General features: G+C 51.2%; 18 protein-coding genes. 6 read left to right on the top strand and 12 right to left on the bottom strand.

The features are described 5' to 3' along the window. Window positions 1-269 precede the first annotated feature (269 nt). The 3 genes from AACZ40_RS03160 (at window position 270) to AACZ40_RS03150 (ending at window position 4,731) form a co-directional block, all read left to right on the top strand. Window positions 270-2,495, top strand: coding sequence for a tetratricopeptide repeat protein (locus tag AACZ40_RS03160; protein WP_291176307.1), 2,226 nt, complete (start codon window positions 270-272; stop codon window positions 2,493-2,495). A 72-nt stretch (window positions 2,496-2,567) separates the two neighbouring features. Continuing rightward, window positions 2,568-3,785, top strand: a complete 1,218-nt coding sequence (locus AACZ40_RS03155; RefSeq protein ID WP_291176304.1) for a hypothetical protein — start codon at window positions 2,568-2,570, stop codon at window positions 3,783-3,785. An 82-nt stretch (window positions 3,786-3,867) separates the two neighbouring features. Beyond that, window positions 3,868-4,731, top strand: a complete 864-nt coding sequence (locus AACZ40_RS03150) for an alpha/beta hydrolase (RefSeq protein WP_291176301.1) — start codon at window positions 3,868-3,870, stop codon at window positions 4,729-4,731. 3 nt (window positions 4,732-4,734) lie between these two features. Here AACZ40_RS03150 and AACZ40_RS03145 read toward each other — a convergent pair whose 3' ends face one another. The 8 genes from AACZ40_RS03145 to AACZ40_RS03110 form a co-directional block, all read right to left on the bottom strand. After that, the gene (locus AACZ40_RS03145; RefSeq protein WP_291176299.1) at window positions 4,735-7,095 is read right to left on the bottom strand and encodes a heavy metal translocating P-type ATPase; all 2,361 of its coding nucleotides are present in this window, start codon (window positions 7,093-7,095) and stop codon (window positions 4,735-4,737) included. A gap of 26 nt (window positions 7,096-7,121) precedes the next feature. Beyond that, window positions 7,122-7,394, bottom strand: a complete 273-nt coding sequence (locus AACZ40_RS03140) for a 2TM domain-containing protein (protein ID WP_291176296.1) — start codon at window positions 7,392-7,394, stop codon at window positions 7,122-7,124. A gap of 273 nt (window positions 7,395-7,667) precedes the next feature. Further along, on the bottom strand, window positions 7,668-9,719 hold the full coding sequence (locus tag AACZ40_RS03135) for a thioredoxin-like domain-containing protein (protein WP_291176293.1): 2,052 nt from the start codon (window positions 9,717-9,719) through the stop codon (window positions 7,668-7,670). Window positions 9,720-9,920: 201 nt separating this feature from the next. Continuing rightward, on the bottom strand, window positions 9,921-11,261 hold the full coding sequence (locus AACZ40_RS03130; RefSeq protein WP_291176290.1) for an ABC transporter permease: 1,341 nt from the start codon (window positions 11,259-11,261) through the stop codon (window positions 9,921-9,923). A 56-nt stretch (window positions 11,262-11,317) separates the two neighbouring features. Next, entirely contained in the window at window positions 11,318-12,031 is a 714-nt protein-coding gene (locus AACZ40_RS03125; protein ID WP_291176287.1) for an ABC transporter ATP-binding protein, read from the bottom strand. Then, window positions 12,028-13,635, bottom strand: a complete 1,608-nt coding sequence (locus tag AACZ40_RS03120) for an efflux RND transporter periplasmic adaptor subunit (protein WP_291176343.1) — start codon at window positions 13,633-13,635, stop codon at window positions 12,028-12,030. Before AACZ40_RS03120 ends, AACZ40_RS03125 begins: the two co-directional genes overlap by 4 nt. A 256-nt stretch (window positions 13,636-13,891) precedes the next feature. Beyond that, a complete protein-coding gene (locus tag AACZ40_RS03115; RefSeq protein WP_291176284.1) occupies window positions 13,892-16,669 on the bottom strand; it encodes a TolC family protein in 2,778 nt (925 codons plus the stop codon). A 66-nt stretch (window positions 16,670-16,735) separates the two neighbouring features. After that, window positions 16,736-17,290: a MarR family transcriptional regulator gene (locus tag AACZ40_RS03110; protein ID WP_339673234.1), complete on the bottom strand. Its 555-nt coding sequence runs from the start codon at window positions 17,288-17,290 to the stop codon at window positions 16,736-16,738. A gap of 268 nt (window positions 17,291-17,558) precedes the next feature. Between AACZ40_RS03110 and AACZ40_RS03105 the strand changes: the two genes are divergently transcribed. Further along, entirely contained in the window at window positions 17,559-18,983 is a 1,425-nt protein-coding gene (locus AACZ40_RS03105; RefSeq protein ID WP_291176278.1) for a sulfatase, read from the top strand. Between the two features lie 92 nt (window positions 18,984-19,075). Here the strand turns inward: AACZ40_RS03105 and AACZ40_RS03100 are convergent, their stop codons facing one another. Together AACZ40_RS03100 and AACZ40_RS03095 are read right to left on the bottom strand one after the other, a co-directional pair. Next, window positions 19,076-19,573: a hypothetical protein gene (locus AACZ40_RS03100; RefSeq protein WP_291176275.1), complete on the bottom strand. Its 498-nt coding sequence runs from the start codon at window positions 19,571-19,573 to the stop codon at window positions 19,076-19,078. A gap of 185 nt (window positions 19,574-19,758) precedes the next feature. Beyond that, complete coding sequence (locus AACZ40_RS03095) at window positions 19,759-20,193, bottom strand: hypothetical protein (RefSeq protein ID WP_291176273.1); 435 nt, start codon at window positions 20,191-20,193, stop codon at window positions 19,759-19,761. 394 nt (window positions 20,194-20,587) lie between these two features. Between AACZ40_RS03095 and AACZ40_RS03090 the strand changes: the two genes are divergently transcribed. Next, window positions 20,588-21,334: a TIM barrel protein gene (locus AACZ40_RS03090; protein WP_291176270.1), complete on the top strand. Its 747-nt coding sequence runs from the start codon at window positions 20,588-20,590 to the stop codon at window positions 21,332-21,334. A gap of 99 nt (window positions 21,335-21,433) precedes the next feature. On the opposite strand, the gene AACZ40_RS03085 is transcribed toward AACZ40_RS03090, so the two are convergent. Next, the gene (locus AACZ40_RS03085) at window positions 21,434-23,149 is read right to left on the bottom strand and encodes a S1 RNA-binding domain-containing protein (protein WP_339673229.1); all 1,716 of its coding nucleotides are present in this window, start codon (window positions 23,147-23,149) and stop codon (window positions 21,434-21,436) included. A gap of 181 nt (window positions 23,150-23,330) precedes the next feature. After that, window positions 23,331-24,245: a formylglycine-generating enzyme family protein gene (locus AACZ40_RS03080; RefSeq protein ID WP_291176264.1), complete on the bottom strand. Its 915-nt coding sequence runs from the start codon at window positions 24,243-24,245 to the stop codon at window positions 23,331-23,333. 181 nt (window positions 24,246-24,426) lie between these two features. On the opposite strand from AACZ40_RS03080, the gene AACZ40_RS03075 reads away from it, so the two are divergent. Next, window positions 24,427-25,011: an isochorismatase family protein gene (locus tag AACZ40_RS03075; RefSeq protein ID WP_291176261.1), complete on the top strand. Its 585-nt coding sequence runs from the start codon at window positions 24,427-24,429 to the stop codon at window positions 25,009-25,011. Window positions 25,012-25,058 lie beyond the last annotated feature (47 nt).

The raw sequence follows: 25,058 nt of genomic DNA, 5'->3' as shown, positions 1-25,058 counted from the left end.
GTAAGAAATAGGAATTCGTCAGCTTGCCTGATTATTATTTGTGAGCGTCTGCTCAGATTCAATCGAATTCTCTGATTCTTCCGCGAGTGCTACCATAAAGAATACGGGAGAGGCCGCTCTCCATCCGAGCCTGGATTGATTTGCTTTCCCTCTATAAACATTGTTAAATAGAATCATACAACGGTTGCAGTACCGAAGCGAGTCAATCCCTGGCGGAATTCCTGCAACAGATCCTCCAGAAACGGGTTGGCATTTTAAGATCACCATCGATGAATGACATTGCTCCTGCTGAATCAGACGACCCCGCGCTGTCATCAGAAAATGTTGACCGACGCTCGATGCGGAAAGTCTCTTTCCTCTACCTGATCATCCTGCTGCTCGTGTTCTCCCGCTGCCTGACGTATCCACTGCTGGACTGGGATGACGAGATGCATCTTACACAGAATCCCAATCTGAATCCTGTCTCATTCAGCAGCCTGGGAACGATCTGGTCCGAGCCTTATGAAGGTCTGTATATTCCCCTCAGTTACACTTTTTTTGCGGGTGAATCAGCCCTCACGCGTCTGCTGGGAGGAGAGAGGAATGGCGAACTGGCACCCTACCTGTTTCACGCAGGCAGCTTATGCCTGCATCTCATCAATTCGCTGTTGATCTATCGGATTCTGTTTCTGCTGGTCAAGGATGGACGGGCAGCGTGCCTGGGAGGTCTGCTGTTTCTGCTGCATCCACTGCAGGTGGAATCGGTGGCCTGGATCAGCGAAACGCGGGGTCTGTTGAGTCACTGTTTTTCCATCGCCGCGATCTATTATTCACTCAAATTTATTAGTCAGAATATGACGGTAGTGCAATCGGCCACTTCGCTCGAATCAAAATCCGGTACTGCCTCGCGTGGTCCCCTGATTCTCGCCAGTATCTGTTTTCTACTCTCCCTGCTGGCGAAACCCAGTTCGGTCACCACTCCCCTGATCATTGGCATTCTGGTAATCGGTTTTTTCCCCGCTCAATTCAAATCACTGCTTATCTGGATCGCCGGCTGGCTGGTACTGGCAGTCGCGTTTATTATGCTGAATCGTGGGGAGCAGTCAGAACTGTTGTTTGAAAGTCCTCTCTGGGCACGCCCGTTGATCGCCGGTGATTCCCTGACCTTCTATTTATGGAAGCTGGTCATTCCTTATCCGCTGGCGATGCAGTACGACAAAAGTATCCGGCTGGTTCTGGAAACGGAAACCATATACTGGTTCTGGATCATCCCCTGCCTCCTCTTACTGGCTGCCTGTTTCAGCAGACAACAGCGGATCTGGCTGACCATCGCGGGTATCTTCATCGCAGGTCTGTTGCCTGTACTGGGGCTGATTCCTTTCGCCTATCAGTTTGTTTCCAATGTCGCCGACCGCTATATTTATCTATCCCTGCTGGCTCCCGCACTGGCGGTAGCCTGGCTGATGCGTGGTGTATCCAGTCTGGCACCACGCGTAGCGGTTCTGGTTCTCCTGATGATCTGTGCCGGCTTGAGTTTTGTCCAGACAGCGACCTGGGCGGGAAATCAAATCCTGTATCAGCATTGCCTGGCTGTCAACCCGCGCGCATTTATCGCATTAAGCAATCTGGGGCATCTGGCATTTCAGGCAGAAAAATATGACACTGCCCGGCATTACTTTGAAAAATCCCTGGCGGTGATCCCCGACGATGCAGGCACGAATCAAAATCTGGCTTCCACCCTGATGAAACTCGGAAACGAATCGGCGGCACTCAACCATTATCAACGCGTGCTGGAAATCGATCCACAGCATCCGGGAGCCCACCTGGCGCTGGGAGTCTATCAGGAATCACAGGGTCAGCTCAAAAATGCGTTCGAGCACTACCTGCAGGCTGTGCAGGCAGATCCACAAAACAGTTCCGCACTCCAGGGACTGGGTAATATCGCACGGAAACAGCGCAAGTTTCAGGACGCATTGAAATACTATCAACGGGCATTACGTTTTCAACCAGACGACGCTGCCCTGCATCAAAACCTGGGAATGCTCTACCTGGAACAGGGAGATGAGCAGCAGGCACAACAGGAGTTTGAACGGGCACGAAAACTGGGAGCGATTGATCCCGCCACCGAATTTAACCTGGGACTGATGGCTGCGAAAAGTCAAAACTGGCTGCAGGCAATCCAGCATTATGAAACGGCCTTGAATCATATCGATCAACAGACTTCTGCAGAGCAGTTTCAACAAATCAGTCAGGAACTGGCGCTGACATCCAACCTGCTGGGAACCATCCTGCAACAACAGGGACAACACGCACAGGCAAAAACCCACTTTGAAAACGCCATCAAGCATGCGGCTGATTTTGCCCCTGCCTACTATAATCTGGCCGAGTCGTTACAGCAGCTTCGACAGACTCCTGCTGCGCTTTCTGCGTTAAAGACGGCATTGAAACTGGTGCCAGCCGGATCAGAGCCGGCTCAAGATATTCAAAAACGGATCGATTTATATCAAAAACAATAGTCACCTCATGGCTGGAAAACTTATAATCAGAGAATTATGTTTTGAAATCCCTTCAACCAGATCGAATCTCCCTTGAATCAGCCTTCCGAGAAGACGACCAGTCAAAACAGCATCGGCCCTGTTGAACGCAGCAGGAACAGAACGATTCTGTTTCGTATTGCCGCCCTGGCGGTAGGATTGCTTCTCAGTCTGGCCATCGCGGAAGCACTCGTACGTTTTTTTCACGTCGAGCCTCCTCGCCTGATTTCCAAGCGACAGCTCACCGATCTGACAAATCAGGAACAGATCACATATTATCAATGCTATCCTGATAATCCGCATGAAGAATTCTCTCCTGTCCCCGATACCTCACAGGGAAAATGGGAACTCTCGACTTTTACCCTCACCCCCAAACCCCTGCCCCTTAACCGACTGGCTGAGACTCCCTGGTGCGTCAAATACACGCATTCTTCCAAAGGAATTCGGGACCGTGAATATTCAAACGAAGCGCCTGACGGAGTGATGCGGATTGCCTGCGTGGGCGATTCCTTTGTCTTCGGCGAAGGAGTTCCCATTCAAAAAACGATCTCCCGGCAACTGGAATCTCAGCTGGGAAAAAAATACGAGGTCATCAACGGCGGTCAGGTCGGCGCAAATACCATGGATGAACTGCAGATCCTGGCAGCCATTGCACGGGAAGCAGACTGCCATCGGGCGATCTTTGTCTTTATTCCCAATGATATCCCGCTGCATCCTCGTCTTGCTGAGCGTCAGAAGTACATCAACGACCTGGTACAGATCCGGGATCAGTACCTCGACGATTACCAAAAGAACAGCTGGCATGGAGGCTATCTGAAATCGGTGGATCTGCTGACCGCTCCTTTTGAAATGGACAAAATCAAACGGGAAACCGTGCAATGGTATCTCGATTCCTACAACCCGGAATTCAATAAGGAAAACCTGCGGGTTTTCAAAGAAACGATTCAGACAATTCCGAAAATCCCGGGATGCCGGTCTGTTTTTGTGATCTATCCATTGATGGAAGGTTTTGAATCGGAGTACCCGCTGAAACCCATTCATGACCAGGTCGCTGCGATTGCAGAACAGGCGGGCTTACCCGTCCTGGATTTGACCAGTGCGTTTAAGGGACGGAATACTTCAGACCTGTGGGTTCACGCCACAGACCATCATCCCAATGGAAAAGCCAATACGATTGCCAGCAAGGCCATCATCGAATGGCTGAAACAGGATGTCCCCTGGTTTCTCGAACCAGACAGCCCTAACGAGACAAAACCCGATACCGGGTTTTAACTGCAAAGCAGCCATCATCCCGAAGAACGGGTACGATCTTGAAATCAGTTTATAGAATCATTGAGCATGAGAAGGCAGAACAATGCGAAAGCAAGAAATCCCATTCACCCTGATGATACTGACTCTTATTCTAACAGCGGTGCAGGTCGCTCATGCAGAGGAAACCGAAGTTCAATACAAAACGCGGAACGACATTTCCTATTATACAACAGAGCAGACACAACAGAACGAATACAAACAGGAACGCTGCAAACTGGATTTGTACTATCCCACCAATATCAAAGGTTTCCCCACAGTTGTCTGGTTTCACGGCGGTGGTTTGAAAGGGGGCAGCAAATCGATTCCGAAAGAACTGCAGGACCAGGGGCTGGCCATTGTTGCCGTCAATTACCGTCTGTATCCCAAAGCCAGAAAACCAGCTTACCTCGAAGACGCAGCGGCAGCTGTCGCCTGGACGTTTCAGCATATTAAAGAGTATGGCGGTAACCCCGAGCTGATTTTTGTCGCCGGTCATTCCGCAGGCGGTTATCTGACCAGCATGCTGGGGCTGGATCAACGCTGGCTCGCCGCACATGAGATCGAAGCGAATGATATCGCCGGCCTGATTCCCTACAGCGGTCACTGTATTACCCATATGACGGTCCGCGAAGAAATGGGAATCGAACTCACACAACCTGTCATTGACGACATGGCTCCGCTGTTTCATGTCCGCAAAGATGCACCGCCGATCCTGCTGATCACGGGCGACCGGGAACTGGAATTCCCGACACGTTATGAAGAAAACGCTTATCTGCACAGCCTGTTACAGGTAGTCAAACATCCGCAGGCTCAACTGTTCGAACTGGATGGTTTTACCCACGGCTCCATGGTCAAACCGGGACATTTCCTGCTGCTGGAAGAAGTCAAACGCATTGTCAAAGCGAAAAAGCAGACGGCTTCCAGGTAACTTTCAGGATTGGGAACGCAGGCGGAGTGCATTGCTGATCACAGAGATCGAGCTGAAGCTCATGGCTGCGGCAGCAATCATCGGACTTAACAGGGCATGCATTCCCAGGAAAGGAACCAGAATACCTGCCGCAATCGGAATGCCCAGTGCGTTATAGCCGAAGGCAAACAGCAGATTCTGATGGATGTTCTTCATCACCAGTCGACTGAGATGGATGGCATCGACGACGCCCCGGAGATCTCCTTTGACCAGAGTCACTTCGGCACTTTCAATGGCGACATCGGTGCCGGTTCCCATCGCGATGCCCACATCGGCTTCCGCCAGGGCCGGCGCGTCGTTAATGCCGTCACCCGCCATCGCCACTTTGTGACCTGCCTGCCGCAGCGCTTTGATTTTTTCGTATTTGTCCTGGGGTTTGACTCCCGCTTCCACATCATCGATGTTGAGCGACTTCGCAACTGCGCGGGCCGTTTTTTCGTTATCTCCCGTCACCATCACAATCGAAAGTCCCAGTTCGTGCAGCTTCCTGATCGCCTCCGCCGTGCTCTCTTTGATGGGATCAGTCACCGAAAGGAAGCCGGCAAACTCCTTTGCCACGGCGACAAAGATAACGCCCTGCCCCTGTTCGCGCAGCTGGTCTGCCTGTGAACTCAGTTCGTCGCTGATGCTGATTGACTGCTCCTGCAGAAAAGCAGCACTGCCCACAAGTACCCGCTTCCCATTGACGGTCCCTGTCACCCCGGCACCGGTGACGGAGTCAAAGTCACTGACCTCTGCCAGTTTCAAATCACGTTCTTTCGCGGCAACCACGACCGCTTGTGAGAGGGGATGTTCGCTGTGCTGTTCGACGGAGGCTGCGATCTGCAACAGATCCGCTTCACTGTAGCCTGCTGCCGACACACATTCTGTCAGGCGTGGCTGGCCTTCGGTGAGTGTGCCCGTTTTATCAACCACCAGTGTATCCACTTTTTCCAGGGTCTCGAGAACTTCCGCATTTTTGATCAGGATCCCCTGCTTTGCACCGCGTCCGACTCCGACCATGATCGACATGGGAGTGGCCAGCCCCAGTGCACAGGGACAGGCGATAATCAACACTGCGACGGCATTTATCAGCGCGTATGCAAATCGGGGTTCCGGCCCCAGCCAGCTCCAGAGCAGAAAAGTAATCACAGAAATCGCCAGGACCGCAGGTACAAACCGCGCGGCAATCGTATCTACTACCCGCTGGATCGGTGCGCGGCTCCGTTGCGCACTGGAGACCATCTGTATAATCTGTGAAAGCAAGGTTTCGCCTCCCACTTTCTCGGCCTTCATCAGGAATGAACCGGTCTGGTTGACGGTCCCCCCGATGACTTCGGTTCCCTGTGCTTTGGAAACGGGCACTGATTCGCCGGTAATCATCGATTCATCAATCAGGCTTTTTCCTTCCTGGATGACGCCATCGACGGGCACTTTTTCTCCGGGACGTACCCGCAGCAGATTTCCAGCCTGGACTTCTTCCAGAGAGATCTCCCGTTCTTCGCCATCAACGACCAGATGGGCCGTCGGTGGTGCAAGCGACAGCAGTTCCTGGATCGCGCTGTTGGTCCGCTTGCGGGCTCTCAGTTCCAGCATCTGTCCTAATAGAACCAGTACTGTGATCACGACGGTTGCTTCGAAATACAACTCGACCGTTCCGTTGTGCTGAAAGGAGGGGGGAAAGATCCCGGGCGCCACTAATGCGATGAGACTGTAAATATAAGCGGTGCCAGTACCAATTCCGATCAACGTAAACATATTCAGATTCATACTGATGATCGAACGGTAGGCACGTTCGAACAGAGGCCAACCGGCCCAGAACATGACTGGTGTGCTGAGCAGGAACTGAATCCAGCCAGATACTTCCGGTGAGATCCAGCTGTGAACCGGAATGCCGGTCATGGGCAGCATCGCCAGCAGAAATACAGGCAGGCCCAGAATCAGGCCCCCCCAGAAACGATGGGCCATACGCGCATACTCGGCGGCTTCTTCCGGTGATTCCTCTTTCTGTGGCATCAGTGGCTCAAGATCCATACCACAGATGGGGCAACTCCCGGGACCTTCCTGTTCAATCTCCGGATGCATGGGACAGGAATAGATCGTACCCGCGGGCAGATTTTTTGGGTCCGGTTTATGAGCCTGCTGCCTGGCATGATGCTCATGGCCCTGATGTGGATCATGATGACAGCAACTCTTTTTTTCCACCGGCTCAGGCTCTGCATGCTGCGCTACAAACTTGTCGCGGCACCCCTGGCTGCAGAAATACCAGTCTTGACCATCGACGGTTGCCTGCAATGCAGTGGACTCGTCGACTTCCATATGACAGATCGGATCAGTGGCAGTCATGCAGAGATTTTCTATTTCTGTTCGGATTAATGATTAAGCCTGGCCTGCTCCTTCTTAATCATTTTTTCTTTTAAGCTGGTCGAGCTGGCAGGCCCAAATACTTTGATGGCGTGAAACACGATGCCAATCCCCCAACCCAGCAGGGGCCAGATAAACCAGTAGTTATCGGGGGACCTCGTCAAGTTTAACGCAATCAGGCCCGCATTGACCACCACGTAAATACCAGCATGAATCATAAAACCCATTTTCTTTTCGACCCGCTCCCGGGCCAGGTCATAATTTTCATCAGGCTGTGCCATCACGATTTCTCCTGTCTGGAATCATATACTGCAGCAATTATTAAATAAACAATACACGAATGTATTGCCTTTAGAGAGATAATGGCAATTGCCATGCCAGTCTGAATTTAGCGGCAAAATTTGGCAGTAAGTCATTCCAAGTCAGGTTTTAGGGATGAGGCAGGAAATGAAATCACAGATACGAGCAGATTAAATCAATAAAAAAACGGTTGCTGTTCTGTCAGATTGAGAGATCAGCAACCGCGGTTAAGACTGTTTTTTCGAGTGCTGTGATTACTCTTTTGAAAGATCCAGAGACAGCGAAATGCTGTCTGATTTCGCTTCCTTATCGGCCTGCAGGGGAATCTTCCATTGTGCGGAATGCTGTTTACATAGACCGCCAACGCCATCGCGACAGTAACCAAATCGCAGATTCAAAACGTACGTCCCCGAAACCTGCTTCAAGGCGGGTAACTCCAGGACCAGCTGATCTCCTGTCACTGTCCCTTTTCCGCGGGCCAGGACCACTTCAGGATTGTCTGCTGACTGGAAGGTAAACTTCACCGGTGCTAAGGGAGAAAGTTTATATTCCGCGGGTAGCTGGGGGGACACTTTGATTTTGATCGCAGAGCCGGGAACCACTTTCTGCGGAGTCGCCTCTAACGGCTTCTCTGCAGCAGCGGTAAAGCTGTCATCGACGGTTTTGGGCAGGCGGGGAGGCGTTAAGCCCGCGACGGTGAATTCACTGACCGAGTTATCATCCAGATTCACAACGCAGATACGATGATTGTTGGTGTCAGCGACAAACAGTCGATTGCCGACTTTCGCCAGACCCGATGGTTCAGAAAACTCAGCCGGCTTCAGACTGCTGCCCTCTTCCCCGGTTCCCAGGAAAGTTTTGACTTCGTTTGTCTTCAGATCGATGGTTTTCAGTTTATGATTATAAGTGTCAGCGACAAACAGACGCCCGTTATCATACAGAACGCCCAGCGGATGCTGCAGACGGGCTTCTGCACCGATGCCGTCCTTGTCACCAAATTCAAACAGAGAACGTCCCCGTTCGAGATCAGAAGTACCGGCGACTGTCGTTACTATTTTATTCTTCGTATCCACTTTGCGAACAGAGGAGCCTTCGCTGTCAACAACATAGAAGACTTCTCCATCAACGGCGATACCGGATGTCTGCGCGAACGCCGATGTTTCCAGCGGGCCGTTGGTGATGTCTTCCCGACCGGAGCCGGCATAAACGCCGATCTCATCGGAACCGAGTTTGTGAGACCAGATCTGGTGTGGTCCCGCCATGCACACATAGAGCACCTCATCAATGACTGCCAGGGCCCAGGGACTGTTCAGCGCGGCTTCCTTCAGTTTTCCTCCGGCAGAGCGAAAACGGGCCTGCTCTCCGGTACCTGCCAGCGTACTGACCTGTTTTTTATCGAGATCAACAGTCCGGATCAGATGATTTTCCGTATCCGCTACATACAATGTGTTTCCCACCAGAGCCATTCCCTGCGGATGATCAAACGAGGCACTCTGGTAGTCGCCGTCTTTGTTGCCAATCTGACCCGACCCAATGACGTCTATGAGTTTTCCATCCAGCGAAGCGATCACAATCCGGTTATGGTTACTGTCGGAAATGAATAATCGCTGCTGATCCGCATCGGCGAGCAGTTTGCCGGGAAACTTGAGCGGCGTCTGTTTTAATTTGGCCGACTCCAGTTCAAAATGTACGGGAGTCTCATCGAGTGTGCCTTTGGCACGATGATAGGCGATGACTTTTTCAAGAACTTTATCCAGCAGTTCCCGGTTGCCTTCACCTGACAGATGGCCGCAGTAATTTCCTTCAGGATCAATCAGCACCATTGATGGCCAGGCACGCACTCCAAACTTCCGCCAGACCGTCATATTTGCATCATTGATCACCGGGTGCTTGATTTCATAGCGCTGAATGGCGCGGCGGATATTATCGGTCTCTTTTTCGTTATCGAATTTGGCAGAGTGACAGCCAATGACCACCAGTTCGTTGGGATACTTCTTTTCCAGGTAAGCCAGGTCCGGCAGTACATGGATGCAGTTGATACAGCAATAGGTCCAGAAATCGATCAGCACCACTTTGCCGCGCAGATCTTTCAGTGTAATTTCTCCCGAAGTATTCAACCACTCGACGCCACCATCAATACTGGGTGCCTGGGGACGATCCGGAAAGGGGTTTTTGATTTCCACATCAGCCGGTTCAGCGGGAGGTTTTTCATCAGCGAGCGCGGACGAAAGACAACCGGCAAACAATACAGCGAAGAGTGTCATTGTGCAGGTGATTTGATTCAGAAAAGCTGACTTTCCTGGCATGCCTGATTCTCCATTTTCTGGTTGGCAATTGGGGGGCAGGTTCAAAATAGGATGCGTGTGCTGCGGAGTGAGCACACTGCTATTGTAAGATGCCAGCAGGGGAGTGGAACAGTTCAACCTGAATTTTTTAACAGACGAATTCAGATTCCTTAACTCCACGATTTAAGATAACCGGCGAAACTGCCGCCCTGATTGGGAGCTTTACTCGTGCCGCAGTGCTTCAATGGGATCGAGGCGCGCTGCTGAAATTGCCGGGTAAATCCCGGAGATGATTCCGATGGTCACTGAAATACCAAAGGCGACCGGCAGGCTCCAGAAGGCAATCTGGGGATGCAGGTCAAAAAACATGCGGCCGACTTCCGAACCGGTGGAAGCCCCTTCCATGACAAAGTTCTTCACGAACCACTGGATCCCCAGAAAGGTGACCGGGGTGAGCAAACCAAAAACGACTCCAATCAGCCCCCCTGAACCGGCCAGCACAATCGTTTCTGTCAGGAACTGTTCAATGATATCTCGCTGGCGGGCGCCCAGCGCACGTCGCACCCCGATTTCACGTGTTCGCTCGGTAACAGTTGCCAGCATGATGTTCATAATTCCGATGCCCCCCACCACCAGGCTGATGGCAGCAATGGAGCCTAACACGACGTTAAAGATCATGCGGATCTGTTCCGCCTGTTTCAACAGTTCCAGTGGAACTACTACCGCGTAGTCTTTGGTGCGGGGGTGTGACTGATCCAGCGTTTCCCGGATGGCCTGTGCCGTGGGCAGGACAGAATCTTTATTATTCACGCGCAGCGTGATCTGATTGAGTTCGATATGTTCGGCTGTCATACTGCCAGCCTGGTTTTTAATATCCAGATCCCCTTCACGGGCCTGCAATGTTTTAATGGGAATGTAAACGTCTTTGTTATAATCCTGACCGGAAAGACTGCCTCCGATGGCAGCGGATGCCGTCCTGTCTTTCGTAATGCCGACCACGGTATAAAACATGGGACCAATCCGAATGGACTTTCCGAGCGGGTCCTCATATTTAAACAATCTGTTAGCCACGTCGTTGGCAATCACGGTCACATTCAACAGATTTTTTTGATCACTGTTTGTCAGGAACCGCCCCTGAGACAGTTGCAGATGGTTCATCTCCAGATAGTCGGCGGTGCAACCCACGACGCGGGCATTCATGGCTTCTTTGAGATAACGAATTTCCCGATCCACTTCACGAATCGGGGCCGCACTGGTGACCGTGGGCAGTGTTTCTGTCAGAATTTTGTAATCAGAACGCAGCAGACCGTATTGCAGAACACGACTGCGGGTGGAAGACTGTGTGACCTCATGAGGCGGCTTGACGCTGCGGACGATGACATTGGTTGCCCCCAGTTCCAGCACCTGTTTCTGAGCCTGGGCGCTGGCACCTTCCCCAATTGCCAGCATCGCAATCACGGAGAACACACCAAACACAATCCCCAGCATCGTCAGTCCGGACCTCAGCTTATGCAGCATTAAGCTTTTTAAAGCGAGCCGAACAATACGAATAATACGGGACATGCCAGGTGCCTGATTGTAAAATAAAAGAATGATTAAACGGGCGACGATCCGTCGCGTTAAGAAGCAGGGAGGGCCTGTTCCAGAATGGTCTCACTTTCGATGAGACCGTCTTTCATCATAATCTGACGCTTGGTCTGTCGGGCAATACCCGGTTCGTGGGTCACCATAATAATCGTACGCCCCTCCGCATTCAGATTATGGAGGATATCCATAATTTCCGCTTCGGTAGTAGAATCCAGGTTTCCGGTCGGTTCATCTGCCAGAATAATTTGCGGGTCATTGACTAATGCACGGGCTATGGAAACACGCTGCTGCTGTCCACCGGACAACTGAAACGGGCGGTGATCCATGCGATCACCCAGGCCAACCATACGTGCCAGTTCCATACACCATTCCCGCTCGACGCGTCCAATTGCCGGGTAACCGGCGCGGTAGAGCAGGGGAACTTCAATATTTTCGAGTACGGTATATTGTGTAATCAGATTGAACGACTGAAAGATGAATCCAATCATGTCATTCCGCATTTCTGAGAGTTCATCATCATCCAGTGTCGAGACATCGCGTCCGCCGAGGATGTACTGACCACTGGTTGGTCGGTCCAGTGCGCCCAGCAGGTTCAGCAGGGTACTTTTACCACTACCCGACGATCCCATGATGGCCACAAAGTCCCCTTCCGGGAAGTCCGTGGATACGCCCCGCAGCGCTTTGACAACAACCGATCCCAGATCATAGAATTTGGTGAGATCGATAACTTGAGCAGCGAGCCTCATGGTCGATTTTCTCCGCCAGACCTCGGGGCTCCTGCTCCACCACCAGGGCCACCTGCACCACCGCCGGGACCTCGAAGTTTACTGAGTTCTCCGGCATCCAGGAAACCATCCTTGTTGGCATCGAGTTCATCAAAGCGTTCCTGCATCCGTTCGGGCGCTTCCTCTTTGGAAAGTTTACCATCGGCGTCTTTATCCAGTCGCTGCAGCATGCCTCCCGCGTTTCCGCCAGCAGGTTTTTTCTTCTCAGTTGCTTCACCGCCTGGTTTTTCTCCACCAGCATTTTCGCCTGCAGGAGTTGCCTGGTCCGCCTCAACACTGGCGGGGCCTTTCTTGGCAGCCAGTTTTTTCTTTTCGATGGCCAGTTGTTCTTCCAGGTCGATCAGTTCATCTGCAAAGTGAGTCCGTGGATTCAAAATCACTTCTTCACCCGCTTCGATGCCGGAGAGAATCTCGATCATGGTATCACTGGCCTGACCGATCTTGACTTCTCTTCGTTCAGTTCTTCCATCTGGCATGAGAATAAAGATATAGCGCTGTTCCCCAATCGTGATTACAGACTGCACCGGCACCTGCAGAACATCAGGACGCTGATCAATGCGAATTTCGATTTCCGCTGTTAAGCCCGGTTTGAGCTTGGTGATGTCACCACTGTCGGGAAGAATTCTGATCGTGGCCTTGTACTCTTTTAAGTCGGGTCGCATCCAGTTGGAAGAAATCGGCACCGAGGAAACCTGATCGACGGTACCTCGATAGAGTTGTTCCGGAAAGGCGTCAACGCGAATATCAACGGGCAGCCCCTGCTTGATCATGCTGATTTTTGATTCGTGAATGCGGGCATCCACTTTCATTTGTGAGAAATCGGGGAGTTGAATAATCGCCTGGCGTTCACGGACTTCTGTCCCTTCCTCAATCACGTCCTCGCCACTGCTGCGACGACCACTGTCCTGGTTGGCATAAACGACCTGCCCGTTTTGCGGTGCAATCATTTTACAGGCGACGATCTGCTCGCGATTGCGTTCCAGTTCGCTCTTCTCCACTTCATAAGTCAATTGACTGGCTTTGAGGCGGGCGTCAAACTGGGCGAGCGTGGCAATTCCCTGTCGTTTGACACGTTCCAGGTTGCGAACTTTTTCGTCGATGTCTGCTTTCAGCTCTTTATATTTGCGGGTTTGAACGTAATCTTTTTCTACTTTGAGGTCTTCTTTGGCTATTTCCAGATCAATCTCTGCTTTCACCACATTGATGCGGTCGGCTTCGACGTCGTTCTGACTTTTATAGCCTTTCTTGGCGATGCGCTTAGAGAACTCGAACGTCTCTTCGGCTCGCTGCAGATCTTCTCGCGCCTTGGTGATCGCGCCTTCTTTGACGTTAAGATCCCGCTGAGATTCGCCTTCATTGAATTTTTCAAAATCGAGTCTCGCCAGTACCAGTGCCAGTTCTGCAGCCGAAGTATCGCTTTCATTCTGGGTCTTCTGAATTGCGACATTCTCTTCAGCCTGCTTCAGTTCGGCTTCGGCCTGAGTCACCTGAATCTGCTGCTGTTTTTCTTTATCCACCAGCAGAGACGAATCGAGTTCACAGACCACGTCCCCTTTCTCAACCATTGTCCCTTCGGGCACAATACTGATGATCGTGGTAAAGCCTTTGACCTTGCTGGAGAGGGTGACGTTGTTCAAACTGTCAAGCTGACCGCGTTCGGTGATCGACACCTTAAACGAGCCCCTGGTTGCCCTGTCTGTAATGTAAGTCGTATTCTTCGTGGAACCCGAAGAAAACGCAGAAAAGAGCGGCGTGCGCAGAGCAGGTAGCGTCAGAACGAGAACTCCGACGACAATCAGCGCTGCGATCAGCACTGTTAATTTACTGGGGCGCTTGCGCTGGCTCTTCTTCTGTTTCGGTGAGTGCGTTGAGTTCTGCTGCAGGTCGGAAGACGACTGGTTGGATGTCTTCTCCTGCAGTGACTCTTGTTTCTGTTGTTCCTGGGTTGGATTGGCGGTGCTCATTGGTAGGCCTGCTTCTTCCCGCGCGGTGTTGATAGAAATCGTCTTCCCAAATACCATTTTCATCTATCTCCATGATACCCATATCTCGATAGATGTTAAGTCGGTTTTGTTCATAATTTACCCAGTTGCTGATTAAACTGTTTTGTGCATCCAATACAGAAGATAACGCATTTAACAGATTTAACCCCTGGTTTCGACCAGCCTGGGCCGGGTCTGAAGTCGCCTCGACTGCACTGTCGTACTGCAATGCCGCCAGACGGATCTGCACCCGTGATGTCTCAAAGTTTTGACGGAGCACACTCAACTGTCGCCAGCTCTGTCGAATATCAAATTTGATGTTGTCCTGGGCCTCCATGAAGGTTCGGCGCTGTCTCTGATATTCGATTTGAGATTCGCGATAAGCATTTCGCTCCTGTACTAATGACAATGGAGCCGTAAATTCGATACCTGCCCGCAATCCAGCCTGACTACCGCGGAAGTCGAGAGGCTTATTTTGGCCAAGGGGCGTGCTTACGTCTCCATCTACTACGACATTTAACACCGCTTCGAGGGAATTAGACCGCACTTCCATCAGTCTTCTGGCATCCATCACGAATGCGCGCTGGTTCATCAGGTCAAGACGATTCTCCATACCGAGTTCCACCGCCTCAGTGATATTCATCGTAAACGGTTCCAGAGTAATAAGTTCGACACGCAGCCCGATCTCGATCACCTGCATCCCCTGTGAAATTCTGAGCATGTCTTCCCGCAAGTTGGCCATTTCCAGAATTATTTGTTTTTTCTGATCATTAGACAGGGTTTCCTCACTCAGAAAGCCTCTCAGCCCTTCCAGACGGCTTTTAATCTCCTGAACTTCCTTACGAACGCCTGAATACAGGCGTATATCGTTTGCCGAGCTCTGACGGATCCTGTCACGATCTTCCTCAGACTGGAATCGGCGTTTGCGTAATTGCAGAATCTCTTCAGAGACCTCTTCCTGTGTATTCCCCAGCAGCAGATCCACGTTTCTGATGTCCTGCTCGAGCGTCCGCACCGCATCATTACTGAGTCGCTCCTGCAGCACCTGCAGGCCTTCCACAACTTTGAGCAGTTCCGCCGTTGTGGGAGGAACGAGATTGGGATCTTCCCAGTCTTCCACGTAGACCTGCGCCCAGACTTCGACATAGTCATAGATCTCCTGTTCAATTTCCGGCAACAGGGGATCGATCAACTGAAATGGTTTCAGCAACGATTCATCAATGCTCATTGGCATATTGGGAGGCAGACCGAGAAAGAGTTTAAAACTCCCCAGTGAATCCTGATAGGACCGCTCAAGAGAACGCAGACGGTTGATCGACTGTGCCAGTCTGGTTTCCAGCTGGGCCACATCCAGCGTGACTACTTCGGTACGGATGCGCTGCACAAGTTCGCCGGCGGTGGCCTGAAAGGAATCTTCATCACTGAGAGCAAGCAGTTGTTTTTCCTGTTCTGCGGTCATCTCACCGTTCCAGGAGAGCATCCGCGACTCTTCATCAAACTCAAGTTTTTCCACAAGCGCTGGTGGAATGATCCAGTTCTCAGGCAGTTTATCCAGTCGCTCCGATTGCACTTTTGGTTTCTGCGATGAGAGTGCCCTGAGGATTTCCACCTGGCGTTCGAGACGTTTGATGTTATCCCGTTCGTTGTAAATCACCTGCAGCTGTTGCAGCAGTTGTAAGAAGCCGTTTCCGCCTGCTACGTTCTGCGTAAAAAATGTTTTACGGAAACGAGCCAGAATACGAGTCTGATACAATACATTTCGCTCATCCTGGGTCAGGTTATTCAAGACGACTTTTCGTCCGGCACCAAACAGCAGAGGTTGCACCAGTGAATAGGAAAGTACACTTACCGAGGTTGTCTGGTTCGAACCGGAAAACAACCAGAGTGTATTGTTAGCCAGCTCGACTGCCCACTGGGCACCACTGGGTAGAACCTGATTGACGCCTAAGCGGCTGCTTAGATCCAGTTCCTGTGTTCCATTCTGCAGTCGACGACGATTCAGTTCCACCTGGGGATTCTGACCGCCCACTCCCAGGTAACGCACATCAAACTGGAAGCGTCCAAAAGTTAAATCCAGAGCGGCCAGAAACAGATTTTCAATTTGAAACTGATATTCACGACTGTTGATATTGGCAATGTCAATGGTTTCCCGCAGGGTCACATCATCCAGCGCCGGTAATTCCACGCCCGGCATTGAATTACCGGAAGCAGCGATTTCAGCACTTAACTCAGGACTGATTCCATACTGCACGAGCCAGTCCGGGTTTTCGATACTGAGAGCCCGGCCAAATTTATGCCAGCTCTTATAACCCTTTTTACACTGCAGCCAGTGCATGTAAACATTGGCCGCCGGATCGTCGGGAGGCAGGGGTTCATGGTTCGGATCATACGGATCGTAGAAGCGGCTGCGGGGATCTGGTTCCACATCATAGCGTGGTACTTCCCACGCCGGGTCATTGGCTTTCTCAGCCAGAATTTCATAACTGTCCGAATTGGCCTGATCAGCCCAGAATGTGGGAGAGCAACCGGCTGTCAGTAGCATGAGACCGACCATCATCGTGACAGAAAGAGCTGTCTTGTACGTCTCACAACAGGAAATCAGACTTGTGCGCCTCATGAATGAGCATCCGTAACAGAATTGAAATAGAAGTCTGGCAGTCTCGAAAAAAAGAACATGAATGTATTAAGCAGCCGGCGTTCCCTGTATGGGAAAAGGCCCTGAAGTATCGGGGAACGTATTGACGGTTTCCCGTTGTGAACGTTGAATATGCGCGGACTTTAATAAAGACTGCAGCATGCCATTCAACTGCCGGCGCTGGTCGGCTGAGAGTGCTGCCAGCAGTCGCTGCGATACGATGCCATGAAAAGTCTTCACCCGCTCCAGCAATTGAGCGCCCTGCTCAGTTACTTCCAGCACACGCTTCCGTCGATCTTTCTGAGACTGACGTCGAATAACCAGCTGGTCGCTTTCCATGCGTTCAATCAAGGTGCAGATGTTGGACTCTGACTGCCCCAGCTTCCGCGCCAGTTCGGACTGCGAACAACCGGCTTCCGTGACTGAGTCAATCACCTTCAGTGCCGAATAGCGAACTTCATTAATTTCCAGCTGCGAGAAACTTTGATTCAATGCCACCCGGATCAAGTGTGCGGTTCGGATCAAAAGATCGATCTGTTCGACGCTCTCATGATGCTGCAGAGAACGCCAGTCAGCAGGACCTGACATTGAATTGAAATTCATGTGATTTTCCTGTTCCATAGATTTCAGCCTTAACCTGATTCTTCCAACCCAGTTCAAAATGAACCCTGTCTTCGCCGGGCAGCGCAATTGCCCCTACTCATATTTCGGACATGAAGTATTAGTATCTGAAGGAGTTATCGGCATAACCCGCAAAGTTTTACATAAGTAAAATCTTGTTTCAGGTTGCACTGTCCCTGGAAAACAGGAACAATCAACAGAATGGTTTGAGACAGATTTATTCTAAACCCCATCCGGGAGAACGCTTTACATGAAACGATCAGCACTCACTCGTTACAAATCCACCATCTTCGCATTCTTCCTGGTTGCCCTGGCCACACTATTGCTCCCAGTTAACGATATCTATGCAGCATCCAATCCGAATGTGATCGTGATCTACGCCGACGATCTGGGATATGGGGATCTGGCCTGTTTCGGTCACCCGACCATCAAGACCCCCGCGCTGGATCAGATGGCTGCGGAAGGGATGAAATTTACCCAGTTTTACTCGGCGGCTCCCGTCTGCACCCCCAGTCGGGCAGCGTTGATAACAGGCCGTTATCCTATTCGTTCAGGGATGTGCAGCGACAAACGCAGGGTGCTGTTTCCCAATTCAGGCGGCGGCATCCCAGCGAGCGAGGTCACGCTGGCAGAAGCATTGAAAGCAACCGGATATCAGACGGCTTGTGTCGGCAAGTGGCACCTGGGGCATCTGCCTCCGTTTCTTCCGACAAACAACGGCTTTGACAGCTATCTTGGAATCCCTTACTCCAACGATATGGATCGCATCGCGGATCGCAAACTGGGTCGCAGTATCTTTCTCAAACCGGAAGTGAAATACTGGAATGTTCCCCTGATGCGTGATACCGAAGTAATCGAACAACCGGCCGACCAGACCACGATTACAAAACGCTACACAGAGGAAACAATCAGGCTGATCCGGCAGAATAAGCAGCAGCCCTTTTTTATCTACCTCGCACACAATATGCCACATGTCCCGCTCTTCCGTTCCCAGGAGTTTCAGGACAAAAGCCGCCGCGGATTATACGGTGACGTGATTGAAGAGATCGACTGGAGTGTGGGTCAGATTCTGGATGAACTCAAATCCCAGGGACTGGATCAGAATACGATTGTCTGGTTTTGCAGCGATAACGGCCCGTGGTTGATCTTTGATGAGCAGGGGGGCTCAGCAGGTCTGCTGCGGGACGGGAAAGGCAGTACCTGGGAAGGGGGGATGCGTGAACCGACACTCGCCTGGTGGCCCGGCCATATCCCTGCCGGATCGGTGTCTCAGGAACTGGGAAGTACCATGGACATCTACACCACTTCCATCAAACTTGCCGGTGGAACTGTTCCGACTGACCGGGTGGTGGATGGAGTCGATCTGACTTCTGTCTTACTGGAAGGGGGAAACAGCCCCCGTGATGAAATGGTCTACTATCGAGGCACAAAGCTGATGGCGATCAGAAAAGGTCCCTGGAAAGCACACTTCATCACAAAACCCGCCTATGGCCGCGAACCTTTCCAGGAACATGATCCGCCGGTTTTATACCACCTGGAACACGATCCCTCTGAAAAGTATGACGTCGCGAAAGACCATCCCGATGTCATCAAAACGCTCAAGACGGCGGCTGAGCAGCATCGAAAAACGGTGAAACCGGTTGTTTCTCAACTGGAAATCCCTCTGCCGGAATAGGTTTGATGGTTTAGTCTGCAGGGTGATTAGATCGAGTAAATCGGTGCGCAGTGCAAGCGAAAATTGCCTGTGCCTGCGCGAAACTGTTCCGTTTACCAGTAACAGATATAGCGGGGCCCTTCCGGTTCTTCCCTGATACGAAACTGGACAGACTTTGCCATTTTCTCCTGATCGAACCCGCTCCATTCCGCACAGAACCGGGGCAGTTGCGCTGCATCAAATTCCGGGCGAGGCTCGGGCAGTCGATTGTAAGCATCATGAATCAAAGCGAGGGAGACCAGCGTGGTATGTTCCTCAAGTTCAGGCTGGCATATCAAGAGTTCCAATGCTCGGGCCGCATACAGACAGTCCTTGAAACGGGCTTCGCGCATACATTCTGATGCCATGCGTTCCACAAATTTCAGCAGGTTGTCTACGCCACGCTGATTCAGAAGAAAGTCTTTATGGTTTTTAAACTGTAAAGCAATTTCAACCTGTTCCTGAAGCTCTTCATCGGTATCAGACGGAATCGGCATGCGACCATATCCGTCAGGAGCAATTGCCTCGATCGTTTTTATCGTTTGCGCCAGATCGGCAGGATGATGATTCATTTTTATTTAACTGCGAATGAAGGAAACGAAATCTTCAGGGGCACTGAAAGCGTGTTTGCTGAGTTGAGATTATATCTGAAAACCGCAAAACCATTCATCCCCTAATCTGAAAATAAAAAGAGCTGATTGAGTCAAAACCCAATCAGCTCTTCCATTGATGAACGGTGGTGAAGCAGCCTGATTTCTTATTTCAAAAAGAAGTCATCTGGTCCTTTGTGCGTGTAGTAAGGATACTGCACAATCCCCAGAGGCTGATTCTGCTGTGGGTAAACAGCCGCAGGGGGGTTATATTTGTAGGTCTGATAGTGCTGGGGACGCTTGTTGTGATGGTAGGTGTTTTTGTGTCCGGATTTCCAGCCACCACCGGCCCCCGGTGGGCAATAAGCGCCTCCATGACGACGGTGTCCCATCTGCTGAATAGGAGCCTGCTGCCCTGCATACTGCTGGTGCATGGCCTGCTGATGCATTGACTTCTGATACTTTTCCATCATTTCAGCCTGCTGCTGCATCAGGAATTCTCCGTCAGCCGACTGACCCCGAATGACCTGGCTATTCGAACATCCCACACATAATGGTAGAATCAGACAAGCGGCCATTTTACATAACAAGTGAGGCTTCATTGGCTTCCTTTCCCCCGGTTTTACTGAATTTGAGCGTGTTTCCGTTCGCGCTCAACTATTGGGTATGCTTGATACCTGCAGAAAATCTGCGGACACTGACTGGTTAGAGATCGTGTACAGTCTGTTAATGACTTAATTCTTTTATCGGTCATTTTGAGTCAAACAATAGTTAAAATCACCAAGAAACGGAAAACCGGTGTAATATTCAAATCTGATCGACCTTGCAGAATCGTTAAAACCGGGATAGATTATCGTAGTTTCCTACTCTATAAGACCATTAATGAAAAATAGATAAAGTGGGTTGTTTTAAAGTTTGAGTTTTTTTCAGGCAAGACATCGTCTGTGACGAAGTGCTCATATTGCTTTGTCCTTTGCCAACAAGGGAGTGTTCGGCGTGTTTGTAGCTGCATCATCACGTTGTTTTTCTGATGAATCGTTTGAAGTCAGTTGTGAGCGTCTCACAGATCTGGAATTCGACAAAATCGAAATCTGGATGAGTGAAGAGAGCGATCATCTGAAACCATCTGAAGTCGTCTCATCACCAGAAGAGTTTTATTCGCGTTTTCGGGAAGCCACCCGGTTGACGCCGATCGCCTTCTGCCTGGAGAATGACATCACACCACAGTCATTCAAATCCCTGTGTAAGGCAGCCAAGATGTTGCGGATCGCACAGATCACCATCCCGGCTTCCCCCATGGGTACGCCGTTTAATACGGAAGTTGATCGGCTCAAAGCATTGCTGGAAATTGCCAGCCGCGATGGGATTCGACTTTCCATCAAGACAAAAACAGGGCAGCTGACAGAAGATCCACGTACCGCGACGGAACTCTGTCAGTCGGTGAAAGGATTAAGCCTGACTCTCGACCCGAGTTACTACACGTGTGGCCCTTACAGTACGACGTCATACGACCTGGTATTCCCGTACGTCAGCCACATCCATCTGCGGGATTCCACCACCGACCAGATTCAGGTTCCGGTGGGCCTGGGAGAGATTGATTACAGCCGTCTGATCAGCTTGCTGGAACGTCAGGAATATCATCAGTTTCTCTCAGTGGAAATTCTTCCGGAACTGCTGAAAGATGCCGACCGGGCGCTGGAACTGCGAAAACTGAGGATGCTGCTGGAATCTGTTGTGATTTGAGCTGCTGACAATCAATAATCAACTGATCATACAGAAACAGCCAGAGCCTTCTCCAATCAAAGAGGCTCTGGCTGTTTTATTTAATGCTGAAAACAGGTCTTATTTGTAATCTTTGGGATTACCAAACAGACCGCCGCTTCCGCCGCCCGCTGATTCATCCGCATTACCACCCAGCAGCGGCCCTTTGCGTTTGCGTTCGTAGGAAGGCTGTTCTTCTGCCGGTGTCTCGGCGGCCTCAGGCTTCTCGATCAAGGCTTTGATCGACAGGCTGATCCGCTTCCGATTGGGATCGACTTCCAGAACTTTCGCTGAGGTTTCCTGACCGGTCGTCAATACTTCCGTCACCCGTTTGACACGACGATGATCCAGTTCGCTGATATGAATCAGACCTTCCAGGCCCGGCTCCAGCTCAATGAAAGCACCAAAATCCGTCGTACGGGTTACCTTGCCGGAGACAGTCGATCCGGTTGCATATCGATCTTCGGCCAGCTGCCAGGGATCCTGCTGCAACTGTTTCATTCCCAGGCTGATGCGATTCTTTTCTTTATCGATCTTGAGAATTTTCACGTTGATCTGCTGTTGTTCGCTCAAGGCGTCTTTAGGATGTTTGATCCGATTCCAGCTGATTTCACCGATGTGCAGGAAGCCATCGATGCCTCCCAGATCCACGAAAGCACCATAATCTTTTATGTTCTTAACGGTCCCGGTATGCTCGTAACCGATGGCCAGTTTTTCCCAGAGCTCTTTCTGAATCTCTTCGCGTTCCGATTCGAGATACTTGCGACGACTCACTACCAGGTTACGTTTCTTGGGGTTCACTTCGGTAATCTGCACCGTCATCTTCTGACCTACGAAAGGTTCGAGATCGCCGACAAAATACAGATCGACCTGGCTGGCGGGCAGAAAGCCTCTCAGGCTTCCCACGTTGACTTCCAGTCCCCCTTTATTCGATTTATTAACAACACATTCGACAACCTGACCAGCAGAAACGGCATCCCAGTCTCCCGCTGGTTTGTGATGACCGCGGGGCAATGAAAGCTGGATCAAACCTTCTGCTTCTTTAATACTGGTAACCTTGACGTCTACTTCCTGTCCGATCAACGGGGTTTTCTCGCCAAATTGACGCAGGGGAACAATTCCGGGCGTTCCCATTGCTTTGGCCCCCAGATCGATAAACACATCATCGTTGTTGATGGATTCTACAATCCCTTTCAGACGATCGCCTTCTCCAATCCCCTCTTCTGCGGCACCCGATTTTGCAGCAGGCGTTGCGGGAGCAGCAGCGTCTTCCGATTTTGCTTCGGCAGCTACTTCTTCGTCACTCAGAGTTTTGGGGAGTTCCTGTGCTCCCTGTCCCGAGAGAGCGGCTGCGAGTTCTGCTTCCAGATCGCCGTCCAGATCATCAATTTCGGGTGGGATATCAACCGGCTTGGCTGCTTCCGCAATCTGCATCATTGCTGCTTCCTGAAGCTGTTCCTGGGAAGGTTCAGCGGCTGATGCTGCATCGTCTCCCTCCGGGGAAGCAGGAGCGGAACTGGAACCTTTTGCAGGGATTGCTTTAAACTGAGCCGGATCCACCTTCGGTTTCAGCTGGACTTTGCGTTCGGTTTTTTCCGTTTCCTGCGATGCGGCTGCCTCAGTTTCCACAGGCGATTCGGTCTGAGGAGTTTCAGTAGGAGCTGAAGAGGTTGCCTCTTTCACGTCGGCAGCGGACTCCTCGGGAGCCGCGGGCTGATCCTGATCGGCAGGTGATTGCGCTTCCAAAGCTTCTTCACTCGTTTTAACTTCTTCAGTTGATGGTCGTTCTGAACTCATGGGAGATGAACTTTCTCGCCTAATTACTTACTTCAAGATACAGGAATGTTTCACAGGCTTGTCAGGCCAGCCGCAGACAGACATCCACCCGACTGCAGTAACTACTTCAATACAGGTTGAAAAACCTGCGGGACTAATTAAAAGAGTATCACCGCTGCAGCAGACCTGCAATTCGCAGGGCCTAGTTTTCCGATTTTTTCACTTTTGCTTTCACACAACGTAACCCCAGTGCAGGACTGACTGAAGTTGCTGCTTCCTGCTTACGAGAGGCGGATCGCAGGCGGTCATAGCGGTCCGTCCAGGCGCCACCACGTACAACCACCGGGGCATCAACGGTCACAGAGCCCCAGACGCTGCCATCTCCGGGGGCATTTTCATAACTGTCATGCCAGGGATCTGCAACGAACTCCCACAGGTAGCCATGCATGTCATACAGGCCCCAGGGATTGGGCTTCAGAGCCCCTACCGGAGGGTCATTTCCTGCGGCATTCCCGGTATGCCAGGCATATTCGTCCAGAATACGGGCTAGTTTGTCCTCATCCCCGGGTTTCTGAGGCTGATCACCAAAACTGTATTCCGTATTCGTCCCGGCGCGACAGCAGTACTCCCACTCGGCCTCGCTGGGCAGCCGAATCTCCTCATTCGCTGCAATCAACTTCGCTTTTCTTAAATCAGCGGTCAGTTTCCGGCAGAATTCATTTGCGGTCTTCCAGTCAAACATTTCCGCCGAATTGCGGGGGCCTCCCCAGCGACTGGGATTGTTTCCCATCACTGCCTGATACAGGTTCTGGGGCACTTCGTACTGACTCATCCAGAAACTATCAGTGAGTGTAACTTTATGAACAGGTCTTTCGGATGGTTCCCCTTTTACAGACCCCATTTGAAACGTCTGGGGAAACTTCCCTGTTCCGGGGGTGATCGGCACCAGTTCTTTAACAAACACTTTTAATAACTCTGTCTTCCCCTCGGGGTTCGCAGGCGGGGATTTCGGTTTTTCTTCCGCAGATAATGTAGTCAGCCCTGCCAGCATGAAAAACACGAGGCTGATCAAGGCCATCTGTGGCCGGGTTGAGGAGACATTTTTGAGAGGGTTCATATGCTTCACTACTGGTTCGAATTTTGTTAGGGTACAACAGCAATTACATTTTACCAGTTCCGCATCGAATTCGAAAGCAGAGAGGCTGACTGAACCAGTGCAGCAAACGAACTCAGTCTGCTGAAAACTGCTGCTCTCTTCCTGTTTCACTGTCAGGTTTTTATTTGAGTCAGGTCTATTCATGTCCGAGTCTCCGAACTTAATTCCACGCAGCATTGATTTATTGTCGCATCAGGAATGCCAGCTGGTTGTGGTTGACGTTCAGGAAAAGCTCCTGCCGGTCATTCCTGAGGCTGCTCATCTCACGCATCGTATCCGCCAACTGCTCCAGGCAGCCCGCCTGTTCGAAATCCCGCTGCACTGTTCCGAACAGTATCCCAAAGGACTGGGGGCGACGGTGCCCGAGTTGGCGGATTTACTGCCGACTCCCCGGGAAAAACTGCGATTCAGTGCCGCTGAATGCCTGGGCTGGGAAACCGCGGCGAATACCATCGACAACCGTACCCGAATTGTGCTGGCTGGAATCGAAGCGCATATTTGCGTGCAGCAGACGGCCCTGGATTTGTTAGCCGCCGGATATCGCGTTATCATTCCGGTAGATGCGATTGCCAGCCGCAATCAGCTGGACCGGGAGATTGCCATCAGACGTATGGAAAACTCGGGCGCCGGCATTACGACAACGGAATCCATTCTGTTTGAATGGTGCGAGGTTGCGGGCACCCCTGAATTCAAACAGATCAGTCGTCTGGTCACAGAAAAATCGTAGGTACCGGTCATAGAAATCAATCTATTTTGAGTCCCTTCAAATCATAA

The sequence above is a fragment of the uncultured Gimesia sp. genome (assembly GCF_963972345.1).
GTDB lineage: Bacteria > Planctomycetota > Planctomycetia > Planctomycetales > Planctomycetaceae > Gimesia.
Note: the sequence above shows the minus strand (reverse complement) of the source record. Positions and strands in the feature narration are given on the sequence as shown.